This is a genomic window from Phyllobacterium sp. CL33Tsu, assembly GCF_900113985.1.
Lineage (GTDB): Bacteria > Pseudomonadota > Alphaproteobacteria > Rhizobiales > Rhizobiaceae > Phyllobacterium > Phyllobacterium pellucidum.
The window spans coordinates 606,856-630,038 of the sequence record NZ_FORJ01000002.1; the positions used below are offsets into that span (position 1 = coordinate 606,856).

The 23,183-nt window shown below is 56.3% G+C and carries 21 protein-coding genes and 2 pseudogenes; 12 read left to right on the top strand and 11 right to left on the bottom strand.

The genetic code is table 11. The annotated features are described in order from the left end of the window. Positions 1 to 103 precede the first annotated feature (103 nt). Entirely contained in the window at positions 104 to 2,974 is a 2,871-nt protein-coding gene (locus BM074_RS12555; RefSeq protein ID WP_091922361.1) for an ATP-binding protein, read from the bottom strand. A gap of 189 nt (positions 2,975 to 3,163) precedes the next feature. Next, positions 3,164 to 3,655 (bottom strand): SDR family NAD(P)-dependent oxidoreductase, encoded by a 492-nt coding sequence (locus tag BM074_RS23485; RefSeq protein ID WP_348271659.1) that lies wholly within the window; start codon positions 3,653 to 3,655, stop codon positions 3,164 to 3,166. A 985-nt stretch (positions 3,656 to 4,640) separates the two neighbouring features. Between BM074_RS23485 and BM074_RS12570 the strand changes: the two genes are divergently transcribed. The 4 genes from BM074_RS12570 (at position 4,641) to BM074_RS12585 (ending at position 8,436) form a co-directional block, all read left to right on the top strand. Further along, positions 4,641 to 5,408 (top strand): MFS transporter, encoded by a 768-nt coding sequence (locus tag BM074_RS12570; RefSeq protein ID WP_280139079.1) that lies wholly within the window; start codon positions 4,641 to 4,643, stop codon positions 5,406 to 5,408. Continuing rightward, positions 5,405 to 5,920, top strand: coding sequence for a DUF3833 family protein (locus BM074_RS12575; RefSeq protein WP_091922366.1), 516 nt, complete (start codon positions 5,405 to 5,407; stop codon positions 5,918 to 5,920). Before BM074_RS12570 ends, BM074_RS12575 begins: the two co-directional genes overlap by 4 nt. Before the next feature lie 40 nt (positions 5,921 to 5,960). Then, positions 5,961 to 6,662 carry an SDR family NAD(P)-dependent oxidoreductase gene (locus tag BM074_RS12580; RefSeq protein WP_091922367.1) on the top strand — a complete coding sequence of 234 codons (702 nt, stop codon included), beginning with the start codon at positions 5,961 to 5,963 and terminating at the stop codon, positions 6,660 to 6,662. A gap of 520 nt (positions 6,663 to 7,182) precedes the next feature. Next, a complete protein-coding gene (locus BM074_RS12585; RefSeq protein WP_091922369.1) occupies positions 7,183 to 8,436 on the top strand; it encodes a sensor domain-containing diguanylate cyclase in 1,254 nt (417 codons plus the stop codon). 51 nt (positions 8,437 to 8,487) lie between these two features. Here BM074_RS12585 and BM074_RS12590 read toward each other — a convergent pair whose 3' ends face one another. Together BM074_RS12590 and BM074_RS12595 are read right to left on the bottom strand one after the other, a co-directional pair. Next, positions 8,488 to 8,679: a hypothetical protein gene (locus BM074_RS12590; RefSeq protein ID WP_091922371.1), complete on the bottom strand. Its 192-nt coding sequence runs from the start codon at positions 8,677 to 8,679 to the stop codon at positions 8,488 to 8,490. 474 nt (positions 8,680 to 9,153) lie between these two features. Beyond that, positions 9,154 to 9,702, bottom strand: a complete 549-nt coding sequence (locus BM074_RS12595; protein WP_091922373.1) for a nuclear transport factor 2 family protein — start codon at positions 9,700 to 9,702, stop codon at positions 9,154 to 9,156. A gap of 102 nt (positions 9,703 to 9,804) precedes the next feature. On the opposite strand from BM074_RS12595, the gene BM074_RS12600 reads away from it, so the two are divergent. Both BM074_RS12600 and BM074_RS23030 read left to right on the top strand, forming a co-directional pair. Then, positions 9,805 to 10,749 carry a LysR family transcriptional regulator gene (locus tag BM074_RS12600; RefSeq protein ID WP_091922374.1) on the top strand — a complete coding sequence of 315 codons (945 nt, stop codon included), beginning with the start codon at positions 9,805 to 9,807 and terminating at the stop codon, positions 10,747 to 10,749. A gap of 93 nt (positions 10,750 to 10,842) precedes the next feature. Continuing rightward, positions 10,843 to 10,992 carry a hypothetical protein gene (locus tag BM074_RS23030; protein WP_162737325.1) on the top strand — a complete coding sequence of 50 codons (150 nt, stop codon included), beginning with the start codon at positions 10,843 to 10,845 and terminating at the stop codon, positions 10,990 to 10,992. 617 nt (positions 10,993 to 11,609) lie between these two features. On the opposite strand, the gene BM074_RS12615 is transcribed toward BM074_RS23030, so the two are convergent. Beyond that, positions 11,610 to 12,335 (bottom strand): sigma-70 family RNA polymerase sigma factor, encoded by a 726-nt coding sequence (locus BM074_RS12615; protein ID WP_091922377.1) that lies wholly within the window; start codon positions 12,333 to 12,335, stop codon positions 11,610 to 11,612. Between the two features lie 47 nt (positions 12,336 to 12,382). Between BM074_RS12615 and BM074_RS23490 the strand changes: the two are divergent. After that, positions 12,383 to 12,499, top strand: a pseudogene (locus BM074_RS23490) (DUF6766 family protein); the annotation flags it as partial. On the opposite strand, the gene BM074_RS12625 reads toward BM074_RS23490, so the two are convergent. From BM074_RS12625 to BM074_RS12635, 3 genes are all read right to left on the bottom strand, one after another. Beyond that, complete coding sequence (locus BM074_RS12625) at positions 12,484 to 13,110, bottom strand: cysteine hydrolase family protein (RefSeq protein WP_091922379.1); 627 nt, start codon at positions 13,108 to 13,110, stop codon at positions 12,484 to 12,486. The pseudogene BM074_RS23490 and the gene BM074_RS12625 sit on opposite strands and share 16 nt — an antisense overlap. 204 nt (positions 13,111 to 13,314) lie before the next feature. Next, complete coding sequence (locus BM074_RS12630; protein WP_091922457.1) at positions 13,315 to 13,620, bottom strand: DUF982 domain-containing protein; 306 nt, start codon at positions 13,618 to 13,620, stop codon at positions 13,315 to 13,317. A 462-nt stretch (positions 13,621 to 14,082) separates the two neighbouring features. Further along, a complete protein-coding gene (locus tag BM074_RS12635; protein WP_091922381.1) occupies positions 14,083 to 15,516 on the bottom strand; it encodes a DUF1254 domain-containing protein in 1,434 nt (477 codons plus the stop codon). A gap of 557 nt (positions 15,517 to 16,073) precedes the next feature. On the opposite strand from BM074_RS12635, the gene BM074_RS12645 reads away from it, so the two are divergent. From BM074_RS12645 to BM074_RS12675, 5 genes and pseudogenes are all read left to right on the top strand, one after another. After that, on the top strand, positions 16,074 to 16,331 hold the full coding sequence (locus BM074_RS12645) for a hypothetical protein (RefSeq protein WP_139217661.1): 258 nt from the start codon (positions 16,074 to 16,076) through the stop codon (positions 16,329 to 16,331). A gap of 63 nt (positions 16,332 to 16,394) precedes the next feature. Further along, positions 16,395 to 17,069 (top strand): annotated as a pseudogene (locus BM074_RS12650) (SOS response-associated peptidase). Positions 17,070 to 17,495: 426 nt separating this feature from the next. Beyond that, the gene (locus BM074_RS22730) at positions 17,496 to 17,834 is read left to right on the top strand and encodes a hypothetical protein (protein WP_139217662.1); all 339 of its coding nucleotides are present in this window, start codon (positions 17,496 to 17,498) and stop codon (positions 17,832 to 17,834) included. Positions 17,835 to 18,409: 575 nt separating this feature from the next. Beyond that, positions 18,410 to 18,595, top strand: coding sequence for a hypothetical protein (locus BM074_RS12670; RefSeq protein WP_091922390.1), 186 nt, complete (start codon positions 18,410 to 18,412; stop codon positions 18,593 to 18,595). A 628-nt stretch (positions 18,596 to 19,223) separates the two neighbouring features. Next, a complete protein-coding gene (locus BM074_RS12675) occupies positions 19,224 to 19,841 on the top strand; it encodes a hypothetical protein (RefSeq protein ID WP_091922392.1) in 618 nt (205 codons plus the stop codon). Positions 19,842 to 20,482: 641 nt separating this feature from the next. On the opposite strand, the gene BM074_RS12680 is transcribed toward BM074_RS12675, so the two are convergent. The 3 genes from BM074_RS12680 to BM074_RS12685 all read right to left on the bottom strand — a co-directional run. Then, on the bottom strand, positions 20,483 to 21,337 hold the full coding sequence (locus tag BM074_RS12680; RefSeq protein ID WP_091922393.1) for a universal stress protein: 855 nt from the start codon (positions 21,335 to 21,337) through the stop codon (positions 20,483 to 20,485). A 65-nt stretch (positions 21,338 to 21,402) separates the two neighbouring features. Beyond that, on the bottom strand, positions 21,403 to 21,672 hold the full coding sequence (locus tag BM074_RS22735; RefSeq protein ID WP_139217663.1) for a hypothetical protein: 270 nt from the start codon (positions 21,670 to 21,672) through the stop codon (positions 21,403 to 21,405). Positions 21,673 to 22,511: 839 nt separating this feature from the next. After that, positions 22,512 to 23,183: sulfatase/phosphatase domain-containing protein (locus tag BM074_RS12685; protein ID WP_175498842.1), on the bottom strand; the 672-nt coding region annotated here is incomplete at its 5' end.

The following is a 23,183-nucleotide window of genomic DNA, read 5'->3' on the forward strand; positions in this document are numbered from 1 at the left end:
ACGACTATTCGACGACGGCCAGAAGATGGCAGAACACCTAGCTCTCAAGCCAGTGAATCGTGGTGAATTCCCGTGACAGGACAAATACTGAGAGGTCAGTAGGTTAGGACATCTCGGCCAACAGCACCTTGGCCGCCACCATGTCGGCCGTGTCGAATCCCTCGGTGAACCGATTATACACGGAGGCCAACATGGCACTCCCCCTAGCGATGTCCCCCCGGTCACGCACCACACGGGCCAAACCGGTGGTCGTTCGGAGCTCCCAAGATAGGGCGTCCTGCCGCCTTGCCACCTCGACCGAACGGCGATAGCATCGTTCCACGCTGTCGAGGTCTTCGCCACCTCGCCACAGGACATCCCCCTTCAGACGGTGGAGTTCGGCGATGCACCACAGCTCCTCCTTCTCCTCGCTGCCGCTGATCGCTGCCTCTACCAACGAGCGAGCTTCAGTGTGTTGTCCCAGCGAGGACAATCCCTCGGCTAAATAGCCGAGAAATCGCACATTATAGAGATTGAACAGTTTTACCTGGCGCAGTTCAGCCAACCCGTTCCGGAGGAGCGAAACGCCTCGGTCATGAAGCCCTCGCTCGATCAGAAGCGCTGCCTTCCAACATCGGCCGAACACCTCCCATGGGCCGAGCGCATTCGCAGTCGCCAGGTCGAGCAGCTCGGTGATCGCAATATCCGCCGCCGTGAAGTCTCCTACGTGAACCAGGACAGGACAGGACCAGCGCGCCAAGGTCTCACACAATGAGATTGCGTGGCCCGAGCCCCGCGCCGCCTCGACGGCGGTATCGACCGCCTTGATCGCCTGATCCGGAAAGCCTTGCATCCACAGGAGTTGAGCTGGCTGGATTCGTGCTGAAACTGACTGGCCAAACCTGAAACGGACAGAGCTTGCGGAGGCGATTTCAGCCGAGGTATCGTGGGTCAACATCAGATCAGCGTGACGGCGTGCGCCCTTGAAGTCCCCCATGCAGAAGAGTGTCATGCTGAGCATGCGGTCGCTAATAAAACGATCGAGTATACTTTCTGCGACCGCCGCGAAACGTTTGGCGCTTTTCAGCGACGCCCTATATTCACCCATTCCCACCTGTGCGACCCATAACCCCCAGAGAGCTTCCGCCTGAGCGTCCACGTCGCCGAGCTCTTCCGATATCTCCAACGCCTTGGCGAACGCGGCCGTAGCCTGGGGCGCAAACCCGATCTTGAAAGCTTTTGAAAGTCCGAGCGCTCTGTAGAGCTGCATGATCTGACGAGCGTTTTGGTCTCTTCGCTCACCAGGGGAGATACCCCGCAGCGCTCGTTGGACGCTGGTCAGGCATTCGTCGACTAGGGAAAGCTGGTACCATATCGGAATAGCGGCGACGGTGAGCCCGAGGCCTACTTCCGCGTCGCCGTGATCCGAGTAGGCCCAGTCCAAAGCGAAGCGCACGTTGTTAATGTGGATCCCATATCGCGACAGCCAATCTTCGCTCGACAAGGTTTCGACTTCCTTCTGCGAATGCCGTAGGACTTGGCACAGATAGGCCGCGAGTTGACGCATGATGGCGTCGAGTTCCCCTTCATCCCGAACTTTGTCTAAAATGAACGCCCGAGTGGTGTCGAGCAGACGGTATCGTGCGGCCTTGCCTTGGGCGTCTACCGACACCAGGGATTTGGCGACGAGGTCAGCTAGATGACCCGGTACATCGCCATCCGGGGCGGTCGGGTCGGTTGCAATGGCGACAGCGGCGTCCAGTCCGAAATCGCCAGCAAACACCGCTAGTCTGCGCAGGACTTTACGCTCACCGTCAGATAGCGCCCCATAACTCCAGTCGATCATGGCCGCCAAGGTTTGATGGCGGGGCAGTGCGGTGCGCCGTCCACCTGTCAGCAATCGCAGTCGATCGTTCAGAAGTTCCGCTATCCCACGCGTGCCGAATGCTTCCACTCGTGCCGCCGCTAGCTCGATGGCGAGAGCGATCCCGTCGAGCTGGCGGCATATGTGCGTGACGACGGGTGCTTCGTCGTCGTCGAAAGAATACCCGCTCGCGAACGACGTTGCCCTCTCTACGAACAGGCGAATTGCCGGGAACTGCAACGCCTCAGCGGCAGTCAGACCTGCCGCCGACGGTGGCAGGTCGAGAGGCGGGAGCCTGTAGACGCTTTCGCCTTCTGCCCGCAGCGCCTCGCGGCTGGTCGCCAGAATGCTAACCTCCGGCGCTTGGCGGAGCAGAGTCTCCGCGAGGCGGGCAGCCGCTTCAAGAACTAGTTCACAACTGTCGAACACGAGCAACATGTGTTTTTCGCGAAGATACCCAATAAGGGTCGCGGTCGGGTCACCGGATGTCTCCGGGAGGCGAAGCTGTGAAGCTACGATTGAAGGGACGAGCTGAGGATTCGTGATCGGTGCCAAGTCAACGAAGCAAAGGCCATGCTTATGCGATGACCACAACTGTTCCGCCACTCGAAGGCCGACGGTCGTTTTTCCAATGCCGCCTGGTCCAACGATCGTCACCACCCGTGACCGTTTAAACCGACCTTCGACGATCTGGATCGCTTCGTCACGTCCGACGGCTTGGATAAGCTGTCGTGGAAGGTTATTCGGCGCAGTTGTCGTCTTCGGTTCGTTTTCGACGCGGTAACGGGTGAGAGGACCAACAAAACGGTAGCCCCTTGAGGGGACGGCCGCGATGTACCGGGGAGCGGCTTGATCGTCGCCGAGCACCCTTCGAAGCAATGCGATCTGAGCTCTTAGATTCGATTCCTCAACTGTAGTATTGGGCCAGGCTCTCGCGGTCAGTTCATCCTTCGTTGCTAGCTTGCCCGATCGCTCGGTCAACGTGATGAGAATCTCGAGCGCCCGAGAGCCGATCGTGACGGGCTCGCCGTCCTTGAGCAATAGATGCCGCCCGGCATAGAGCACGAATGCACCGAATGCGGTCGCTTCATCAGCCGCAAGCGCTGCATCCAGAGGCGACTGCCCTTGCATTCTATCCTTTACTAATCGGCGCTTTTTCAGCCCTCAGAAGAGATGTTGCTGTGCAGGTGACGATGCCTGGTCATAATACTGAAAGCGAATGACTAACCCGTGTCTCGATCATAATATGACAGGAAAAGGACGAACTTCCATCCATTCTTGCCAAATCTTACGTGTCGACTCGTCCTTGCCGGAAGGCGCTCAAACGATCAAGCGCAGTATCAAGTCCTTGCGATGTCGTGACCGGTCGCTCGCCTGCCATGACAGTTCCGCCCTCTGCGGGTCGACCGCGTACGGACGCACACCGCAGGGGCCATCCTGCTCCGCGGGTGCGACATCACAGTTTTCGCAGTAGACGCCGCCCATTGAGTCCAGCGCTGGCGAGGTTGCGCACCACACTGTCGTCGCCGCACCTTGCTCCGAGGCTTTCATATCCCGGACCGGATCGACTACGGGGGAGCCGTCTGCCGCGACGGCACCGAAGGAGTCGAGTTCGGACCAGGTAATGTGGCGAATGCCCGGCGTTATTATCATTCCGGGATGCACCGCGAAGGAGCGTATGCCATGATGGCGGCCGCACTTATCAAGGGATACCGCAAGCAGCGCGCATGCCGTTTTCGACTGGTCGTAGGCCTTCCATCTGTCATACGGGCGGCGAGTAAAATCTAGGTCGTCGAGATCGACATCACACATCTGATGGCCTCGGGACGATAGCACAACCACTCGGGCCTTATCTGCCGCCAGCAACGCTGGCTATAATAATGCTGCCAGCTGAAAGTGCCCAGATAATTCACGGAGAAGTGGCCCTCGTAACCGTTTTGATCGAGGAACAGCGGCCTCGCTATCACACCCGCGTTAAGAACCAAAAGATCAAGTCGGCTTCGCCGTGCGAGAAATGCGGCGGCGAAGTTTCTGATGGACGGACACCTGATCGATAAGGTTGAGCGGCCAAACGTCTATTTGTCCAACACCGTCCAATGCCACTCGTGCCTCAACCGGGTCTATCGCGGGCACGCAGATCGTCGCGCCACATGCTGCGAGTGCCTTGACAGTCTCCAATCCTAGACCGGAAGCGCCACCCGTAACGATGGCAAATTTTCCGGTCAGGTCCACACCACGAGCGATTTCCGCCGCGGTCACTGAGGAGCCAAATCGGGTGCGGACCGGCGGTTGGGCTTCTCGCATAGGAGTTCTAACGTTGGCGCAACTATTCAATAGCCGGTTCCTCGCGCTTTGGTGATCTCTATCTAAGTCGATCAAGCGTGATGGGACACGGTGGCGTTTCCAAATGTATCCTGCACCAATTTTCCAAATGCACCAATTTCGCCATAACTGTCTGATGTGCCGTCGTCGGAGGAGAGCCGGGGAAAGATGGGTTGGTTCCTCTTGAGTCGGACCAGGTGCGACCGCGCGTCCGCACCGCGATCGCGGCTTTCGGCATGCAGCCGACCGTGCCAAAGTTCCGGCCCGGCGGCCAATTCTTCTCGATGAACTGTTTGCTGTCGGCGCGATCACGACTCTGCCATGTCCGGGGATGTCTGCTTCCAGCCACAGCACGTTTTGCCGATCTGTCCGGTAAAGGGGCGCGAAGCGGACACTGATGAATGCCTACAAGGAAGACGCGAATCCGCAATCGAACTTCCTATGTCCGTAATGGGGCCGACAGTAGACTTCAGCCGTGTCCACGAGAAGCGTCACCTTGATGCAAGGCGTGCAAGCGCTACTCGGCAACCGTGCGTTTCTGCGCCTCCTGCTGGCGTTCGTGCTCAATGGTCTTGCCAACGCCATTCCCGCCACTCTGTTTCTCTATTTCGTATCGGACCGCCTGGACGCACCGAGTATGCGCGGTCCGTTGCTTTTTCTGTATTTTATCTGCGGGATTGTGGGCGTCCCGCTTGCCGCATGGGCGGCAAGGATCGTCGGCAAACATAGGGCATGGTGTTATGCCATGGGCGTCGCATGTCTGGTGTTTGCCTTCAGCGGCTTTCTTGACCGGGGTGATGTCGGCCCCTTTGCCGCGATCTGCGGCTTCACCGGACTGCTTCTCGGATTTGACCTCGCCCTGCCCGCTTCGATCCAGGCGGACGTCGTTGACATCGATACAGCCACCTCCGGCAGTCAAAGAACGGGGATATATTTCGCGGCCTGGAGTCTGGCCACCAAGTTTTCACTGGCTCTTGCGGTCGGGCTGGTGTTTCCGATCCTGCAGTTGTCCGGTTTTAATACACAGGCTCAGGGCCAATCCGGCGCATTGGCTCTTCATGTGTTGAGCACGCTCTATGCTTGGCTACCGATCGCCTTCAAACTGGCAGCGATCGGCATCATGTGGAACTTCCCGCTTGACGAGGCAGCCCAGCACAAGCTGCGCCAGAACATTGAACGATCCCAGAAATCGCGCGCGTCATCCAAAACCGAGCGCTTTGCGTATCCAGACGTATCCGAATGACGAAGGAGAAAACCTTGCGCCAGTGTTTGACGATTGCCATTGCCTTCATTGCCAGCAGCCTTTTCACCGCCGCTTCGGCAAACGACCTTGTGCTGGAGAAGTACTTCGCCGGGCATACTCGCGCGGAGGGACAATTCAGTGCCATCAACGGCGTGAAAAAAAGCTTCAAAGTTCGGCTGACCGGCCGGTGGAACGGCAAGCGTCTGCTTCTCCGAGAGGATTTCACCTATGCGGATGGTCAGAAGGACCGCAAGACCTGGATATTCGTCAAGACAAGCCTCACGACATACCTCGGCACCCGCGAAGACGTGGTCGGGCGTGCTTTTGTAAGGGTGAACGGTGACACGGCGCGCTTCAGCTATGACGTCTATCTTGACGGCAACACCCGTAAAAATCGCGTCCGGTTTCATGACAGGATGACGTTGCAGAGCAATGGGTTGTTGATCAACGATGCGTGGGTGAGCAAGTACGGGTTTCCAGTGGCGCGAACCCACGTCGAATTTCGCAAGTGAGGCCCGCGCGTTCTTTGTCTTCCAATTGCCGGCGACATCAATGAATAGCCTTCGAGAAAATTATAACGCGGTCGTCGTCGGCTCATCCGGGGGGATCGGTCAGGCGTTGCGCCACGCCTTGGTTTCAGACACCCGTGCGAACGTCGTTCAAGGTGTTGACCGGACCACCTTTCCACACTTCGAACTGGGTGACGAAAACTCCATCGTTGAGATTGCGGATGACCTTAGACAACGAGTGGAGACTATCGATGTGTTGATCGTCGCCACGGGAATTCTCCGAATTGGGGATGCCATTCCCGAAAAGTCATTGGCAGCTTTAGACGGCGAGCACATGATGGAGTTGTTGCGCATAAATGCGGTGGGACCGGCGCTAATTCTCAAGCATTTTTCGCCGCTCGTTTCCAAGAAATCGAAGGCGATTATTGCCCTATTGTCGGCGCGGGTGGGATCGATCGGGGATAATCGCCTCGGTGGTTGGCTATCATACCGCGCATCGAAGGCGGCGCTCAACCAAATCGTCAAGACAGCGTCTATCGAGTTTGCGAGAACCCATCCACAATGTCTGTGTGTGGCGCTGCACCCTGGAACCGTTGATACGAAACTAAGCCGGCCGTTTGCGGCCAATCATCCGAGATCAGATCCGGCAGTCGCCGCGGCGTCCCTGCTAAACGTCATCGACCAATTGACCGCCGATCGCACCGGGACGTTCATTGACTATAATGGCTGCCCAATCGAATGGTAGTTCCGCGAGATGATCGCGGGCTACTGCCACAGCAGTTGTCCGACGAGACAAAGGAAGCCATCGGATGCTCGCGTGCTGGAGTGCGCTCGCTGCTCTACGATGACGATTCCGGAGCCATGGCTAGTTACATGCGCGCTCGAAAGGAGGACTCAAATCGGGAGTCCGTCCGATTTATGGGCGCTCGATAACTTAATCGATATTCCGTTCCGCGTGTTGAAGTCTGAAGAGTCGGGAATCCACCGTGTGACTATCAAAGGCGACGATACATTCAATTGGCTTGATCAAAGTGTGGTGCGCATTTCAATTCCGTCACCTGCCAGATCACATCACAAGTGTCATTTTGCCGCTTGCGTCTAGCTATGAGGCCACAGAACAAGCCCTTGTTTTACGAAGCTGCACTGGTCAAGCTGAGTAGAATCGTTTGATTCCTTGCGCATCCTAGTGAGCTTTGTAAGTATCAGTACAACGCGCCGACCTTGCGTGGACTAAAGTGAATTTTAACAAAGCAAGCCGAGTTGGTATGTCATCCAAACTGTGCGTAACAGGCAAATCCGAGTTCGACTTCCACAAGCGCGAGAGTTACCGCCTTGCCGCCCTTGATCGGCTCGACATCCTCGATTCTCCACGGGATGAATCGATAGATCGCATTGTTCGCCTTGTGCAGAAGATTTTCGCTGTAGATATTGGACTCGTTTCGGTAATAGATGCGCACCGCCAGTGGTACAAATCCCGTGTTGGCCTCGAATCCTCCGAAATTGCGCGGAGCGAGACGTTCTGCAAGTTTACCTTGGAGAGCGGGGAACTTATTATTGTACCGGATACGCTCCAAGACAGCCGTTTTCGAGAGCATCCCAATGTAATTGGTCCGCCGAACATCCGTTTTTATGCCGGCGCCCCGCTGCGCACGCGAGACGGTCACATTATCGGTACCGTTTGTGCAATCGGTACCCAATCCCGAAAATTCGGCGAAACCGAGTCGTCGATCCTTACCGATTTAGCCGATGTCGTCATGGACCGGTTCGAGCTGTCGAGGCTCGCGGCAACTGACGCGCTTACCGGAGCCCTCACCCGCCGCGCCTACAAAGAAGCCTGCAACCAGGCAATTTCGCTGGCGTTGCGCCACGGCCATGACTTGACCTGCCTGGTTTTTGATCTCGATCGATTCAAATCAATTAACGACACCTATGGTCACGCTGCAGGTGACGGCGTGCTGATAGCCGCCGCCGACACGGTTCTGCAGAATTTGCGCGACAGCGATATTTTCGGGCGATTAGGCGGCGAGGAGTTCGCAATCCTTCTTCCCTATGTCGACGCCAAGGGCGCTCTCTCGGTTGCGGAAAGACTGCGCACAGCAATTGCAGGGATGGAGTATTCACTGGGCGGATCGAAGGTGCAGGTCACCGCGAGCTTTGGCGTTGCATCATGCCGGGGTGCTATAAACACGATCGACGCACTACTGGCATCGGCTGACGCCGCGCTCTACAACGCTAAGAATGAAGGTCGCAACCGATGCGTCCTTTGGGACGGAGATGCAGATGGCGCGGGCTTCGCGCGCGCCGCCGTGCTCAAGGCCGGTGCGATCCTATATAATCACTATGGCTCGGTCGTCGATTGCACGGTGAAGTCGCTCGGTCAAAAGGGTGCAGGGCTCGTCGTAACGGACACTCGAACGTTGCCCAACGAATTCACCCTTGTAATCGGCGCCGACGGCCTGAAAACCTCATGTCGCATTATCTCACAAGACAGCCGAAACGTTGAGGTGGAGTTTTGCTGAAAAGGAAGAATGCCATCGATTTCTGCTACGCAGATGGGCTATATATGGAATCTAAACAGCGCCGTGCCGGACGCTCTTGGTAATTGCCACCGGCTGCCCACCCATGTCGGCCGCGCTCTCGATGACCCGTTTGAAAGGTTCGCAGTTGCCTTTATCGATGAACATTGCGCCATTGACAGCAGTCTTGGTGGCACGCAAACGGCTCTCGCCTTTGATGTCGAAGGGTACCCCAAAGCTCTTCAACCAAACCTCCAACCGCCACCCTGCCGGCAAAGCCCGATTGAGGGCTCGTAGCCGGCGGAGCCGCCCGAGATAGTTTCGGCCAAGCATCAACCGACTGATCTGGCAAATCGATTCGCATGCGCCAATGTTACAGAAGGTTCATCGGCGTGACTTCCTCCGGTTGGGTTTTCCGAAAGCTGGAGAGGCGCGGCATGGGGCTTTCTCCCTTGTGTTACGGGTTAGCTGCCGGTCCGCTACCGGCCCCATCTGGTCATTCAAGTGCACTATCTCAATGATTGCTACAGGGCACTTTGACTCCGCCGCCTTGAACGGAATCGAACCATCGACCCACTGCTTCACAATTCGGCAAATCATTGGAATGGCTAATCAAACCCAAAGTACGGTTTAGGCGGATATTCAACCTAATCTCAAGGTCTTCTGTTAAACGATCATTATTCAAGCAAAAACCACTAGATCCAGCTCACTGTTGCGCGGTCATTGGCCCTCTTCCACGACCGGTTTCGTCGCCCTGCGGCCGAGCGTTATCCGGCTCGCTTCTTCCAGACTGATGCCCGGCTCAAGTGGGTCGGCATGACGGTGCACCAACAGCCAGCGGTTCCCGTCGCGCCGGAAGACGAGGGTCACGCGCAGCGCCCAGTCCTGTGCCGGCAGCGATCCTACGGCGACATGCGCGTATTCGTTCGCAACGAGGACGATCATGTCGCTCGCCCGGTAAGAGGCGATCAGCCGGAAGCTGGCGTCGCGCCCGTCTCTGAAATAGCGACCGATCCGCTCCCAGTCAGCGTCGGACTTGGGATTGCCGGTGGGAACGCCGCCGAAGGGGTCCATGAGGATGAAGTCGGGCGCGGTCTGGATTGCGCGTCGATAGGCGGCAATATCTCCATGCATCAGATGCGCGTGCGCCTCGGCGGCCTGGGCGGCGACCGCCTCGATCTCGGATGCCTCGGCTTCCGCGCGCGCATTGCCGGTCTCCGTGGCGCCCGCCAGCGTCGCCAGCAGGCTCAAGCCAAAAGTGGATATCATGTTGGTGTCCTTTCGCTCGGACGCGGTCGATTGGGACCGCGCTTGTGCGGGGCGTTGATGCAATTTTACGTCTGATGAATGAAGTGATATGATTTCACCAATATGTTGCATGAAATCGATTTATCGCGAGCCGACCTCAACCTGCTGGTACTGTTCGAAGCGGTCTTCGCCGAACGCCATGTTGGCCGCGCCGCGGCACGGCTGAACCTCTCGACCTCTGCGGTCAGCCACGGGCTGGGCCGACTGCGTCGCTTGCTCAACGATCCGCTGTTCATGAAGACGCCCAAGGGTGTCGTGCCGACAGAGCGCGCCGAGGCGCTCGCCCCCGGCATCGACGAAGCGCTGCGCCATGTCCGCGCAGTGGTCGCCCGTGCGGAGCCCTTCGATCCGGGCACAACGCGGCGCCGCATGGTGATCGGCGCGCCCGACGGGGTCTCCGCTGTCTTCCTGCAGACCTTGCTGTCGGTTATCGCCCGGGAAGCCCCCGGACTTGACCTCGGCATCCGCCAGCTCCTGCCGCTTCCCGGCGAAGAGCCCGACAGGGCCTGGCGCGACGTGTTCCGCGAACTGGAGACGCGCATGCTCGACATAGCCGTGATCCCTTCAGGGAAAGGTCCGCTGCGCTTCGAGAGCCGCATACTGCACGAGGAGGACTTTGTTCTGGTGCTGCGGCGGGGCCATGCCTTCCTCGCGCGTCCGACGATCGAGACCTATTGCGATAGTGGGCACCTGGTCGTGTCGGAAAGCGGCGATCCACACGGCTTCGTCGATACACTTCTCAGACACCAGGGCTTGGCTCGGCGCGTAGCGCTGACGGTCCCCAACTTCATGTTTGCCTGTGCCCTGGTCGGTGAGACCGACCTGATCTGCGCTGTGCCGAGGCGCTTCGCCGAACGGTTCGCGCCGGCCATGGGGATCGCCATTGCGGAGCCACCGCTGCCACTCGGCGATTTTCCGCTCACGGCCTTTGTGCCGCGCTCCGCGACGGCCGACGCGGGGCTGATGTGGCTGCTTGACAAACTCACGGCGGCCGCTGCGAGATCATAGGCGGCGATCGGCAAAGCTTTGTGGTCGTGCCCGTCGTCCAAGCAATGGGATATAGCATCACGGATGTTCTGGTTCGGCAGGCGCCGGTGTCTGATGCCGAACGGCGCTCTCTACGCCGCACTTCCGGCCGAGAACGATCGCGAAGACCCGCCGGTCGAACCGTTCTTGCTCTCACTGACGCTCGAGCACGGCGCAGCCCGCCTCTGGCTTCGCTGCCCGGCATCGCCCATGCGCAGCTTTTGATCACCGTCGTCGGGCGATGTCCGAAGCCTTCGTGCTGACGGGGTGATGGGGATTCCAATGGGCCGCATCGCGTCCACCCCCTTCGGCGGCTCAACAAGTAGTTGCCGGATCGCGAGCAATCGGAATCATGGGGTCCGCTATATTCACACAAGTAGCGAATTGGTCGAAAAGCCTGATCTCAAAGCGGCGCACGACATCCTTATTGCTTACCTCGCATCAAAGTAGCGGGTTGTCATGGGCGCGGAGCCGTCGCCATCTTAACGGCCAGAACCATGAGGGATGTACCCATAAACCAATGCTGCATCCGCGCCCAGATTGAGCCGACGAGCGAGAAAGGCGGCAATTTGACCAGCGGCTTGGACGATGGCGCCATTAACAGTGGCGCTAGTGGCGATCTGTGGGTGCCAAAGCAGTTCGGCCCGTCACGGCCCGCTCGGACCAGGCGGATCAAGGTTGGGTTGGTTAAGCAGCGTTGCGAGCGCGGTTACGAGCTGCGCAGGAACAAACGGCTTGATGATGAGGATGCTTTCCGGCACCCCGTTTGCGCTCCATGCAGCAGCGCTATCGCTTGGAATTGCGCACCCCGAACCTTTCCGAGCCCATTTCATTCCGGTGTTCTAGGCGAAGAAATTAATGGCTGCTGTGGTCGAAGTACGGTAATCGGTTTCGAGGACCGATAGTCGGCTCTCTTCGCCAAGCAACGACAACAGTGCGAGTTTGCCCCGACCGATCCGGCTTTTAATCGTCCCGATTTCACAACCGCATATGTCTGCTGCTTCCTGGTAACTGTGTCCAAGCACGCAACATAGGACGATGGCGATGCGCTGCTCAGTTGGAAGTCTGTGGAGGGCCGCCTGCACATCCTGCGCACGAATTTTCCATTCTTGAGGCGCAGCTTGTGCGCCTTGGTAATCCGCAATATCCGTCGTAAATCCCGTCGTCTCCCGGTCGCGCTTTCGGTAATCGGTGAGAAAGATGTTGCGCATGATGGTGAAAAGCCATGCCTGCATGCTGGTGCCTGGCTGATAGCTGTCGAGAGAGTGCCAAGCGCGCACCAACGTCTCCTGAACCAGATCTTCGGCGGCTGGCTTCGATTTGTGAAAGGTACGGGAAAATCGGCGTAATGCCGGAATAGCAGCAAGCAGTTCCTTCTTAGATGTCAAAAAGTTTTCTGGCGGCGCATGTTGCCGTCGGTTAGAACAGTTGCTCCTACAACCACTAGGAGTAGACTGATGAAGGTTGTAGATCGAAAAATAACGTTCAGAGAAGCGGGCGGTGGGGGCGACCGCACCGTGGCGTCTATCTATGAAAATGGTCAGCAAGCTTTGGTAGAAGTTTCGCATTTTCCGACGATCAACTCATTCAACATGCGGAGAAGCTGCTTTCAACCTGGCAGTCAGAGTTTTTCTCGACAGCAACGCTGGTAGTGCTGCCGGTTTTTCTGCGATATAGCGGCTCGCCTGAATTAAAGCCTGTTGAAGCGCCAAACGATCAAACCGGGAACTGATAGTAAGCACTCCAACAATCCAGGATTTCCTCCGTTTCAGCGGTCTCAACTTGCTGCGAGAGGCGTTGACCATAAAACAACTGCATGGCGTCATGAGCTGCATCCGACGAACTGCAGACCGCGTCGCTCGCGACAATCACTCGGAAGCCGAGATCAATCGCACCAAGCACCGAAGCGAGGACGCAGACATCTGTTTCGCCGCCACTTACGATAAGGGTGCGGACCGCTCCCCGATTGAGGTGCAAAAACAGTTCGCCGGATTGCCAAGGCGAATACACAACCTTGTCAAAGGTCCGCGCGGGCGGAACATGCCGCGCAAGCTCAGGAACGATATCAACCTGGCCGGCGTCAAGATTATCAAGGGTCATGTTATTCCAGCGTTGATAATAGCGCAGCCAGGTTCCACCCACGTCTTGTGCATTCCGAGCAGGAATAAATCGGGTGAACACTGTCCGCGTAGGGTCTTTTCCTACCAAGGCTTCAATGTGCGGTAAGACCCGGTCAAACCATGGCATGGCCCATGGGCTGTCACCTCGAAAAATGCCCTGCATGTCGACACAAAGGTGAACTGCCGCTTCATCAATGGGGCCAAATCTTAGTCCGCTCGCCACTCGTCACCTCCATGACCGGAACCGCTACTAGACCATTGATGACGGCGCTGTCAGCATCCTCTATTCGTGCACGGGCGCGCCGGCGTTGCACGTCGACACGTGCCAAACGCGAACACCGCCGTTAGTCTCTTGTCTGCGAAAAATATTGGGTCGCCATCGCCAGAACCATGGCAAAGGCCATGAGGACGGTCACTTGTAAATCCGTCATGGCTGCCTCCTGATATTCGAGTATTTTTCCGCCGAACTACGATGCACGGCAACCTCGAAGTCCGGCGCAAGAGCGTCATGTTTGCGGGCGAAAGCAAGGAACATGCTCCGAGCGGTCTCTGCTTCTACCTCTCCTGACAGCGCCGCGCGGCATGCGTTCAGTGCCATCGTATGAGCGACCTCTTTTTTCGACAATGGCCAATCCCTCAACAGCGCATATGCTTCAGTGACGGACCTGACTTGGCTTGGCACACCCAGTCCAACCAATATCACCACGGGATTTTTGAAGATATTGTACTCCATAAGCTCCTCCTTATTTAGCTCGGTGTTCGCCACGGACTCCGAGTGCCCGTGGCCAACACCTTGCGCCACTCGGTATGCTTTTTGCTGGGTCTTAAGTTTACAGACCGGGCGGACCGCCACAGCCATGGGCTTACCCAGGTTTTATCGTCAGCGCGATCTGACTCTGGTGATTGTGACCTTGTTAACCTGAGCTCCATGGCCTTGCCAGCACTCCATGGGCTACATTTTTTGCGCGGGTACCGATGATCCTCCATCGCGATCCACCCAAATTTTCGCTGCTTTCGATTTTCGGCAGTTAACGTTCAATGGTATTCCTGGTTCCACCTCGGTGGACCTCAATTCCAGCGCGCTGAAGGAAGTATTTGTAGGAAGCGTAAACTTACCAGACCGGAGCAGGGCAGCGCAAAGCGCCGATGAAGCGGCGGCGCTGACTGCCTTACCACTCCGTTTTCGATCTGAAACTTAGGAACTCACTACGATCCCAGGGGGCGCCCAGGTCCCCTCGCCCGCCGGCAGCACCGAAGGCGGCGTTGTCTTTGGCCAGTAGAGCCGCATCACCAAGTAGATCGGCCCGTCAGGAGCAGGCAGCCAGTTCGCTTCCTTGTCTGCGCCCGGAGACTTGTTCTGGATATGCAGTGTCAGCGACCCATCCGCGTTGGTCTTCATAGCGGGCAGCATGGGCGAGTTGATGAGATAGCGGTTGATCGGGTTTTCGATCAGGAGCTGGGACTTGCCGTCATACATGGTCAGCGACCAGAATGAATTCACCGGCGGCAGTTGTCCTGCCGGAAACGTCAGCGTGTAGTTGTGCTTGCTGCCGTCGAGCGTCTGCCCGTCGCTGTCGACGCGGGTAAACGGATATGTCGCCTCCTCCGGGTCATTACCATATATGCCGGCCTGCGCCGCGACAGCGCGCTTTAACCAGTCCCCGTTGTAGTGGGCGCTATCCCCGGGAAGACCGCTAAGCCGCCAGCCATTGATTGTTTTGCCAACGTTGGCGACTGCCTCATCGACCTTGCGCTGGCCCTCTTTCATGCCAAGGCCAAGCTCCAGCTTATGCTCCACTGGCAGCTCCTTGAAGTCGAAGGTCTTGCCTGGCCCAACGCCGATGCGAGCCAGCTTGGCGCGTATCTCCCTTTCATTGTCCTGCGGCGGCGCATACTGCAGCGCGAAGTCGAGGTAATCGAAGAAGTTGGTCTTCACGAGTTCCTTATCGATCTTCGGGAAGTCGATGGCCGGAGCCGCCGCTGGTGGCGTTTGCTTCAGATACGCCGAGAGCATCTGTACCTTGTAACCAGCTTGCACCTTCTTGACGTTGTCGAGATCATCCGGCCCGAAGAGCTGGGTGCGATAACCCGCGACGGAAAACTGTGTGCTCGAACGAAACACCTGCTTGATGCCTGCCGGGGTGTCACCCTTCCAGTCTGGCCCGACCACCATGTAGTCGCCGGCCTCGCTGCCCGTGGCACGAGTGCCGATATAGCCGTAATTGTAGGTATTGCCGTCACAGAGCATCACCGAGTAGTAGCGCTTTGGGTCAATCGCCGGGACCGAGAGTACGACCGGCTCGGCCCGCAAATCGAGCCAGACGAAGGAATAGGGTGTGTCGCTGTTTGGCGTGACGATTGCTGTGTCTTTGTAGGTGAAGACGTTGGGTTCGTTCTTGATCTCGTTGAACGGAGCCTTGAACTGCCCCGAATTGCGATCGACCGCATACTCGTACATGACCCCATAGTTCATCACGAGCGGCAGGCCATAAATGAACCCTTCCTCGGCGATGTTCTTCGCCTCGATAATGTCCGGATAGCTCTGCGCCATCAAGATGCTTGGCTTCACGATTGTAGCGGCAGCGGCAATTATCGCAGCCGAGCGAAGAAGATCGCGCTTGGTCAACATTTGCTGTGTACTCCCGCCGTGGCTGCCAGAAGCAAGTGCCCCATGATATTTCTCCTCTGAATTACCCCAAACTTGGCGGCGCAATATTCAGAAACACTGATTTTGCGTCACCCGGTTTTGATATTCAAAGGCTGCAATCTTGGCTAGTAGAGCCATCAGATGTTACTGTAAATTACTGTTTCCAAAGCCTCGCGGAATCGCTAAATGCATTACGATGTAAAACGCCTCTTTTCTACCCTCCCACCTTCATCTTTAGCACTGCACCCCTATATGCATCGGGAATACCGGCTTTGTGGTGAGCCTTAGCGAGTTTCTCGAGCCACGCGGAAATATCCGCCGGGATCGGCTCAAGCCCGTTGCCCCAAGCGTTCGTGAGAAAAATGTCGCATTCCAATGCCGCAGCAAGGTCGATCTGAGTCCAGCGCAAGAGTGAAAGGCATTCCTTAAATTGCTCGGGCGTCAAAAATTGCTCCTGTCGAATATGTGCGTTTCTCATAATGCACGCGGCCTTCATAAGCGTCACTAACCCGCCGGATCAGTCTTTCGTGGTATTTGCTTTGGCTGAAGCGACCATGAGGGAGCGGCATCTTCGGCCGATCAAGGAGAGGACGCGGCTCTCGGAGCTTGAAGCGTGGGATGATTTGTTCGGCTACTGCATTCAGTGCGGCAAAATCGGTCAGATTGAAAAATCCATGTTGTCCAAACGCTACGGCGCTGATGTGATCCTCGAAGATATTTCCCGCAGACTTGTTTGCCGGGCGTGCGGGACGCGGCGCGGCAACGAATTTGGCACCAGCAATCGGCCGCGCGACTGACCACGCTTGCACCAGGTGGTTGATCGGATATCGTCCATTAATCTCCACGGACCAGTGAGCCTGATGTGCAATCTGTACAATGCCACCACGACCCACGAAGCGATGCGGCAACTCTTCCTGCCGATCCACGACCTTACCAATCGCCTGACGCCGCAGATCGATATTTTCCCCGACTATCACGCACCAATCGGCCGCAAGAATGCCGAGGGTGAACGCGAGCTTGCCCTCGCCCGCTGGGGCATGCCGACGCCCCGACAGTACCTTAAATCCGAGGTCGATAGCGGCGTGACCAACATTCGCAACCCGACCTCTTCACATTGGCGCCGGTGGATTGGTCCCGAAAACCGTTGCGTCGTTCCGGCGACCAGTTTTTCCGAATATGGCGAGGTCGCCGATCCCGTTACCAAGAAAAAGCCCATCCACTGGTTCGCGCTCAACGAGGAAAGGCCCCTCTTCTAGTTCGCCGGCATCTGGACGAGTTGGTACAGCGTCCGCAAGAAGAAGGAAGGCCCGGTTCAAGCTGATATCTTTGCCTTCCTAACCACTAATCCCAACAGCATCGTTGCGCCCATTCATCCACAGGCAATGCCGGTTATTCTGACCAGTACTGATGAAATCGACGTATGGATGAATGCTCCAGCCGAGGAGGCGCTGAAATTGCAGCGTCCGCTGCCCGACGAGCAGTTGATCCTGCCGCCTCAACCGGTTGCCGAAGAACAGCAGCCCTCATTGCTTTAAGCGCGAGTTCATCTGGAACCCAAAATGTACCATCAAAACGAGACCAATCGGCACTTTGAGTTAAACGACCTTGAAAAGAACGCGGCCGGCGCGCTTCGCGTTATGTCGTCCGAAGAGGCTCGCCAAGTTCGGAAGACGAACAGGTTCCTCGCGCTGGTCCTTCTCGGCATTATGTTGGGAGTTTTTCTTGCTTGGCTTTTATAAAGAAAACCGATGTCTGAGACAGGACCGCCAAAGCCTACCTACCCGCAGGACGTGGACAAAGCCCCAGCGGCCATCGTCGAGCACCATTGCATGCATCCTGGTTGTAGATCGTGCGGCTCATTTAGATTTGAAAAGCGATTTGGACTGGAATGGTATTGCGGTGAGCACAAGCGGGTTGGATAAATAGGATCTCCGCAGCGAGGGTGTGGCGAGCAGGAAGACATGAGCAAAAGTACCGACGAAAAAGAGGCCCTTCGCAAAACGAAAAATGCCGAGAAGATGCGGCAGTGGCGTGCCAAAAACCCACCTTCCCCCGAAAAGAAAGCAAAGGAAGCAGAACGAGTAAAACAATGGCGAAAAGCAAACCCAGAGAAATACAGGGAGCAGCAAAACGCATGGTATGCTAAAAATCGCGAGCGAGAATTGGCCCAACGGCGTGGGCGTGCGCGAAAACGTCGTGCCGTGATGGATGATGGAAGTAGTGCTTCACATGACGATCGAGAGACCACGCAAGCCGGCCGGCCACAAGGATCGATTGAGCGACTGCCAGAGGGCGATTGAAGATAGATTACTTGAACTCTTCGGCGAAGCTGTTGCGGCCGGATGGGCCGAGGATGAAGTGTTTGCTGCCATCGTAACGGTCGCGGACACCACCCAACTTGCGATGCATCACCAGCAATTACGTTCGGTCGAGACACTTTTGCAAAAAGCGATGAAGCGAGGCACATGATGCCCGCATTGACGCGACCAAGTCGGTTTAACGTTGTCTGTTACGATGACGGCGCTCTGCCTCGTCAAGTTGCTCGAGAAGTTCTTTGAAGCGTTCATCGTCAGGCACATTGCCGTAGCGAGACCGCAAAGCCTCCTTAAATGTCGGGTCCAGTAGGTGCTTTCTCACAACCCTGATCCGTTCATCTTTGCCGTCTTCATCCGCCATCTGTCGAAACTTTGGCGGAAGCAATGCGCTTCTTCACGACTACGTTCCGATACTTTTAATCTCCCATCGCCAATGTTCGAAGTGCACTCAAAATCTTGCGTGGGGCCACAGTTACGGTACATTATAAACGTCGCCAGGGATACAACGGCCGCTGGTGCTTGGGAGATGAGCTGCGCTCTCGCCTCTTGGAGAAGAAAGCGTGCCGCAAAAGCTGAACTTCGAGCTGACCTGCCCCAAGTGCGGAAAGATTTATCTGCGCATTCCGAAGACCGTGACCTATACGACGATGATCCATTGCAGCCTCTGCGAGACGCCGCTGGGAACGTGGCGTGAACTCGAAGATTCGTTCATTATCCAAGGCGGCTATGAGGGGTATTCGAGATGAAAAATGGCCAGATTGTGAAAAAGGACGACTAGGCTATGGAAATCGCAGGCGCTTCCCGTTGGCAGCCTGTTGGAACCATAGCATCTGCTTGATGCCACCCTTGCTCATTAAGCAGCAATGGGCTCGGACATGCGACCCTCGTCGTGTCCGAGCCCGTTTTTATGTCCGACCGTCTCTTTCCGGACAAGGCGGAACATCATCAATTTTTGGTACGTTTGTGCGCTGCTGACAGGAGCATCCAGGTCGCCAATGTCGCCCGCAGCCTCGGGCTCAAGACTTGGCGGTGGGCGTAAGTTTTACGCCCTTTTTCGCAATAACCAGAAACTAAATCACATTAACTTCAGCGTACGCACTCCAGAATTAGGAGTATTATATCTGTGCTGGTATCCCACACCCAGTGGGGCTTGGCCAAAGGTATTCTTCCAAGACGCAATGAGGCCAAGCCCTTGTGGAACAGTCCTCACTGTACACCGTTTAAAATCGACTGAAGTTCGATTGTCTGCAGGGGCTCGGGTAGGCGGTCCGATTGAGCCCCCGCAATCGTTTGGTCCCGACTGCCGATTAGGGCATATTCGGTACCCAACTGACGGTCCAGTTTTTCAATTTAATAGTAATATGGGAGGTAGACATGAAGCGGCTCAGATTTATTCTCATTGGAACCGCGTCTCTCGGTTTAATGGTTCCTGGCGCGACGATAAACCAAATTGACTTCGCTGGTCCGGCCTTTGCCGAAAAGGGTGGCAACGGAAACAGTGGCGGTAATGGACATGGCGGCGGTAATGGAAATGGCGGCGGCCAGGGCAAAGGGGGTGCTAAGGGAAACGCCGGCGCTAGCGGGAAATCCTCTTCCAGCCACGGCAATGCGGCTAGTGCCCACAACAATAGGAAAACCGATTACGATAAGTCGAAAGAGCAAAGGACGACCGCGATCGACAAATCAAAGGTTCAGAAAACTTGGGCCAAAGAAGACGAGTTCACCAATGACAACCTTGATGACACTACATGGGGCCCGCTGAATGCGGCGCATGCCTCTGCCCGCGCCCGGGAGCGCGCAGCCCCAAACTCGTCGGTTGGTAAAATAGCTATCTATGAGCGCGATCGCGAGGCAGCGCTGGCGCTGACCGATCCGATACTGCGCGAACAAGCTCTCGATGATGCCGTGACGACGTTGGAAGCAAATTTCGGTCGAACGCTGACGGACGATCAGGTTGATGAGGTCAACGCACTTTTGGATGCAAGGCGCTAGCACTGGGGGGGAATACGAAGGTTCCGAGTCACCCCAAGATCACGCCGAAGCTGGTAGATTGAGCATACTGACCGCTACCCCCAAAAGCCGGCGGTTGGCCTCCTCGGAGGGGAATGAAACGGCAGGGTTCGTACCGGAGTTTCTCTCCTCCTCTTTTTGAGCGTCTAGTAAGCGGTTTTGTTTGCAAGGGAATCCGCCATTTGCCGCAAGTATGGGCCTGGATATCATCCGGCGATGACTGGCGGGCCGGGAAGAATCCTGCAGAAGGATAATAACTGGGACGGCGCCCGCCCCGAGGTGCATCAAGTCGTGGCTGCAATTGATATCCAACGATTTTCTGCAACACTCGGCTAATCCATGCGACATGGTTATGAATTCGCGGTGCACAAGAGTTTGCGCATTAGTTAGGCAAGGTTAACCCTTAAGTTAGCGGCCATTTGGCCCGCAAGCATGTGAAAACTTGTTCAGCACATCATTGGAACCCTGCCCACGCTTGACAAGCGGGTTCATCGGGCGGTGCGCTCCAGGGAATACAATCTGAAGCTGGATAATTGTTTGCAATGTTCGGGGATAAGTGTGTGGGGACCGTCTGAGCATCGCTGTTACTCAAGGAATCGGGACCTAAGTTTTCCAGCGCGCGCTTACCGCGTTACCATGACGTCGCAAGGCGGGGCATTCAGGAAGCTCATCGCATAGCTACCAATGATGGCGCCGACGAAACCGCTGCTGCTATGTGTACCCATGACTAGCAAATCAGCGTTCTGTTCAGCCACGATCTTGTCTATGCCCGGCTCAATTTCTCCGCGTTCAAGCCTTGGCGTGACGGACCCTGAAAAAGCGCCATTGGTTTTCACAAATGCCCGGATGGCCGCATCGGCTTCGCGCTGAGACTGATCGATCAAGGGCCGCTCATATTCCGCCAATTCCTCGGCATTTACCTTAATACGGCTTGAGAATGGGGTTTGAAAGACATGCAGCAGGCAAACAGCTGCTTCAGGAGCAATCTCAAGTCCAGCGCCCAGCGCATGTTGCGAGGAAAGAGAGAAGTCAGACGCGGCAACGACCGTACGATAAGGGCCAGCGGGCTTGTCTTTCACAACCAGAACCGGAACGAGGCTGTTGCGGACAATATTTCCGGCTTTGGTTCCTGTAAAGCGGTCCTTCGTCGTCGCATGGTGCATGCCAAGAACTATAAGATCGACTTGTCTGGTTGCAACCTCGGCGAGAATATCCTTCGCGACGGAGCCGATCTTGACGATAGCGCTGATGCGGGTGGCAGAGGAAGGGGACAAGTTTGCCCAGTGTCGCCGCAGATCCGTCGTGGCTTGTTCGATCAATCGGTCTTTGGTGTTGAGATCGTTATCTATCAATTCCTCATCGTCTATGACGTGCATGACGGTTAGCTTGGAATCATGTACCTGCGCCAGTTGCAGAGCTCTTTCAAATGCTCGATCCGATATCTCGCTGACGTCCATTGCCACGAGAATATGTTTCATGATGATACGCCCCAGCAGACCGAGATAAGGAATTTCAATACTACATTAATTGTGGGCCAATTTCTTCAAAACCTGTGGGTCGGATCACGCAAAATCAACAAGGGCGTGAAACGTATTTTTCGAGTCAATCTACTTCGGCCGAAGAGCTTTGCTGCTTCTCGATGCAAATCCGGATCATCCAGCAGTTTTAGTAATTGCTCAACTTTAACCGGGGGGGTCGGATGGGAGACGTCTGGTCTTTTGAGGCTGCTGTCGGGGCCAAACAAAGAGCCAAGCTCATTGTAAGTATGACGCTCGCTTTGGCGATCGAATCCCGGATAACGATCACTGTTCATTCAAATGCCCCTGAAGACGCTTATAGCACTCTATCCGCAGTCTATCGACGTTTCTCACTAAAGTGACCCTGCCTGCTGCCCGGAACGTCCGATGGCTCATGGTGCTAGTCAGTGCTTAAGCAATGCATCGACCCAATCATCGACAAGGCGATGCGAGCTGCGGCTGATCAAGTGCCTAGTCACGCTCTCAAAAGAGAGCAGAGGAATCCGAGCGAGTAAAACCATGGCGGAAGGCGAACCAAGAGAATATCTGGAGCAGCAAAACGCCTGGTATGCTAAGAATTGGTAGCGGGAATTGAGCCGGCCGCGTGCGAGAAGACACCGTACTGTGGCCGACGATGGGAGCGCTTCAAATGGCGATCGAAAGACAACCCAGGTCGGTGGGTGAAAATCGTGCTTCCCGACCTTCGACGAAAAAGCGGGCAATATATGACATAACTTGGCAGCCGATCCATTTCGACAAGCGTAAGCGGCCCGATGAATTCATTGGGGTTGCATTTCGTTTGGCCATCGGTCGCATATACCGTCTATACGGTGGCCCTCTGCATGGCCGTTGGTATTACAACTTCCAGCTCGGGCATTCACCATTCCGAGCGAGTACAATGAACGGTGTCGTATCCAGTCGGAAGGACGCGCAAAAACACGTACTACGAACGTTTAAAGCATTCTTGGAGACACCGTCGGAATTGGGCGGTGGAAAAGCTGGCTGAAGTAAGTTTTATCCAATTCCTGCGGCGCTTTTCGTCATCGTCGGTGTACTGGCGAGAGGCCGATTGAGCGCGCCGAAGGGCTAATCGCCGAATGCGGACGGGCCCTAGGGGACGTCCGCATTATTCGTGTCATTCACTTGGGTGATGCGCTTGCTTCATTGCCTGAACCTGTTGGATCACCTGTTGGAGGTTATAGCTCGCCGGGTCCTGCATTGGCGGGAAGTCGATATAGCTCTGGAGTTCCTTGAGCCACAATGCCTGGCCGATCGGGAGCATGTTCCAGTCGTAGACGTAGGCAGTCGCCGGAGCCGAGATTGCCCCGCCCATACCGAAAAGCGTCTTTATCTGATCGCCGACAGAGGTTTCGAACGGGTCGCGCTTGATATTGACGACCTGTGTCCAGCTATACGGAATGACACCGGTCAGGAATCCCTGCGGAGCATCGGATACCATCGCGAAATACATTTTCCAGTTCTTGTAGCGGACGGCTGACGGGTCTTTGCCGGAATAGTAGAAGAATGTATCGCGGGCCGACTTGTCCGACGTCCCTTCAAGATAGTCGCGCTGATTGACGCCATCGAGTGTGGTCTTGGTAATCCCGGGATATGTTCCCTTCTCGATTTCGCTCTTCAATTCATTGCCTTTAGGACCGCCAGCAATGTCAACGAGGGTCGGCAACCAGTCGAGGGAAGCGAACATGTCGTTTTTCACCGTGCCGGGCTTGATGTGGCCGGGCCAGCGCACAACGAGCGGCGCCCGCATCCCGCCTTCCCAGGTCGACAGCTTGCCACCCTTGAAGGG

Coding starts and splice junctions, on each gene's coding strand:
- BM074_RS12555 (WP_091922361.1), bottom strand. CDS start 2,974: ATGCAAGGGCAGTCGCCTCTGGATGCAGCGCTTGCGGCTGATGAAGCG.
- BM074_RS23485 (WP_348271659.1), bottom strand. CDS start 3,655: ATGTGTGATGTCGATCTCGACGACCTAGATTTTACTCGCCGCCCGTAT.
- BM074_RS12575 (WP_091922366.1), top strand. CDS start 5,405: ATGACGAAGGAGAAAACCTTGCGCCAGTGTTTGACGATTGCCATTGCC.
- BM074_RS12580 (WP_091922367.1), top strand. CDS start 5,961: ATGAATAGCCTTCGAGAAAATTATAACGCGGTCGTCGTCGGCTCATCC.
- BM074_RS12585 (WP_091922369.1), top strand. CDS start 7,183: ATGTCATCCAAACTGTGCGTAACAGGCAAATCCGAGTTCGACTTCCAC.
- BM074_RS12595 (WP_091922373.1), bottom strand. CDS start 9,702: ATGATATCCACTTTTGGCTTGAGCCTGCTGGCGACGCTGGCGGGCGCC.
- BM074_RS12600 (WP_091922374.1), top strand. CDS start 9,805: ATGTTGCATGAAATCGATTTATCGCGAGCCGACCTCAACCTGCTGGTA.
- BM074_RS23030 (WP_162737325.1), top strand. CDS start 10,843: ATGCCGAACGGCGCTCTCTACGCCGCACTTCCGGCCGAGAACGATCGC.
- BM074_RS12615 (WP_091922377.1), bottom strand. CDS start 12,335: ATGCGAAACTTCTACCAAAGCTTGCTGACCATTTTCATAGATAGACGC.
- BM074_RS12630 (WP_091922457.1), bottom strand. CDS start 13,620: ATGGAGTACAATATCTTCAAAAATCCCGTGGTGATATTGGTTGGACTG.
- BM074_RS12635 (WP_091922381.1), bottom strand. CDS start 15,516: ATGTTGACCAAGCGCGATCTTCTTCGCTCGGCTGCGATAATTGCCGCT.
- BM074_RS22730 (WP_139217662.1), top strand. CDS start 17,496: ATGAGCAAAAGTACCGACGAAAAAGAGGCCCTTCGCAAAACGAAAAAT.
- BM074_RS12675 (WP_091922392.1), top strand. CDS start 19,224: ATGAAGCGGCTCAGATTTATTCTCATTGGAACCGCGTCTCTCGGTTTA.
- BM074_RS12680 (WP_091922393.1), bottom strand. CDS start 21,337: ATGAAACATATTCTCGTGGCAATGGACGTCAGCGAGATATCGGATCGA.
- BM074_RS22735 (WP_139217663.1), bottom strand. CDS start 21,672: ATGAACAGTGATCGTTATCCGGGATTCGATCGCCAAAGCGAGCGTCAT.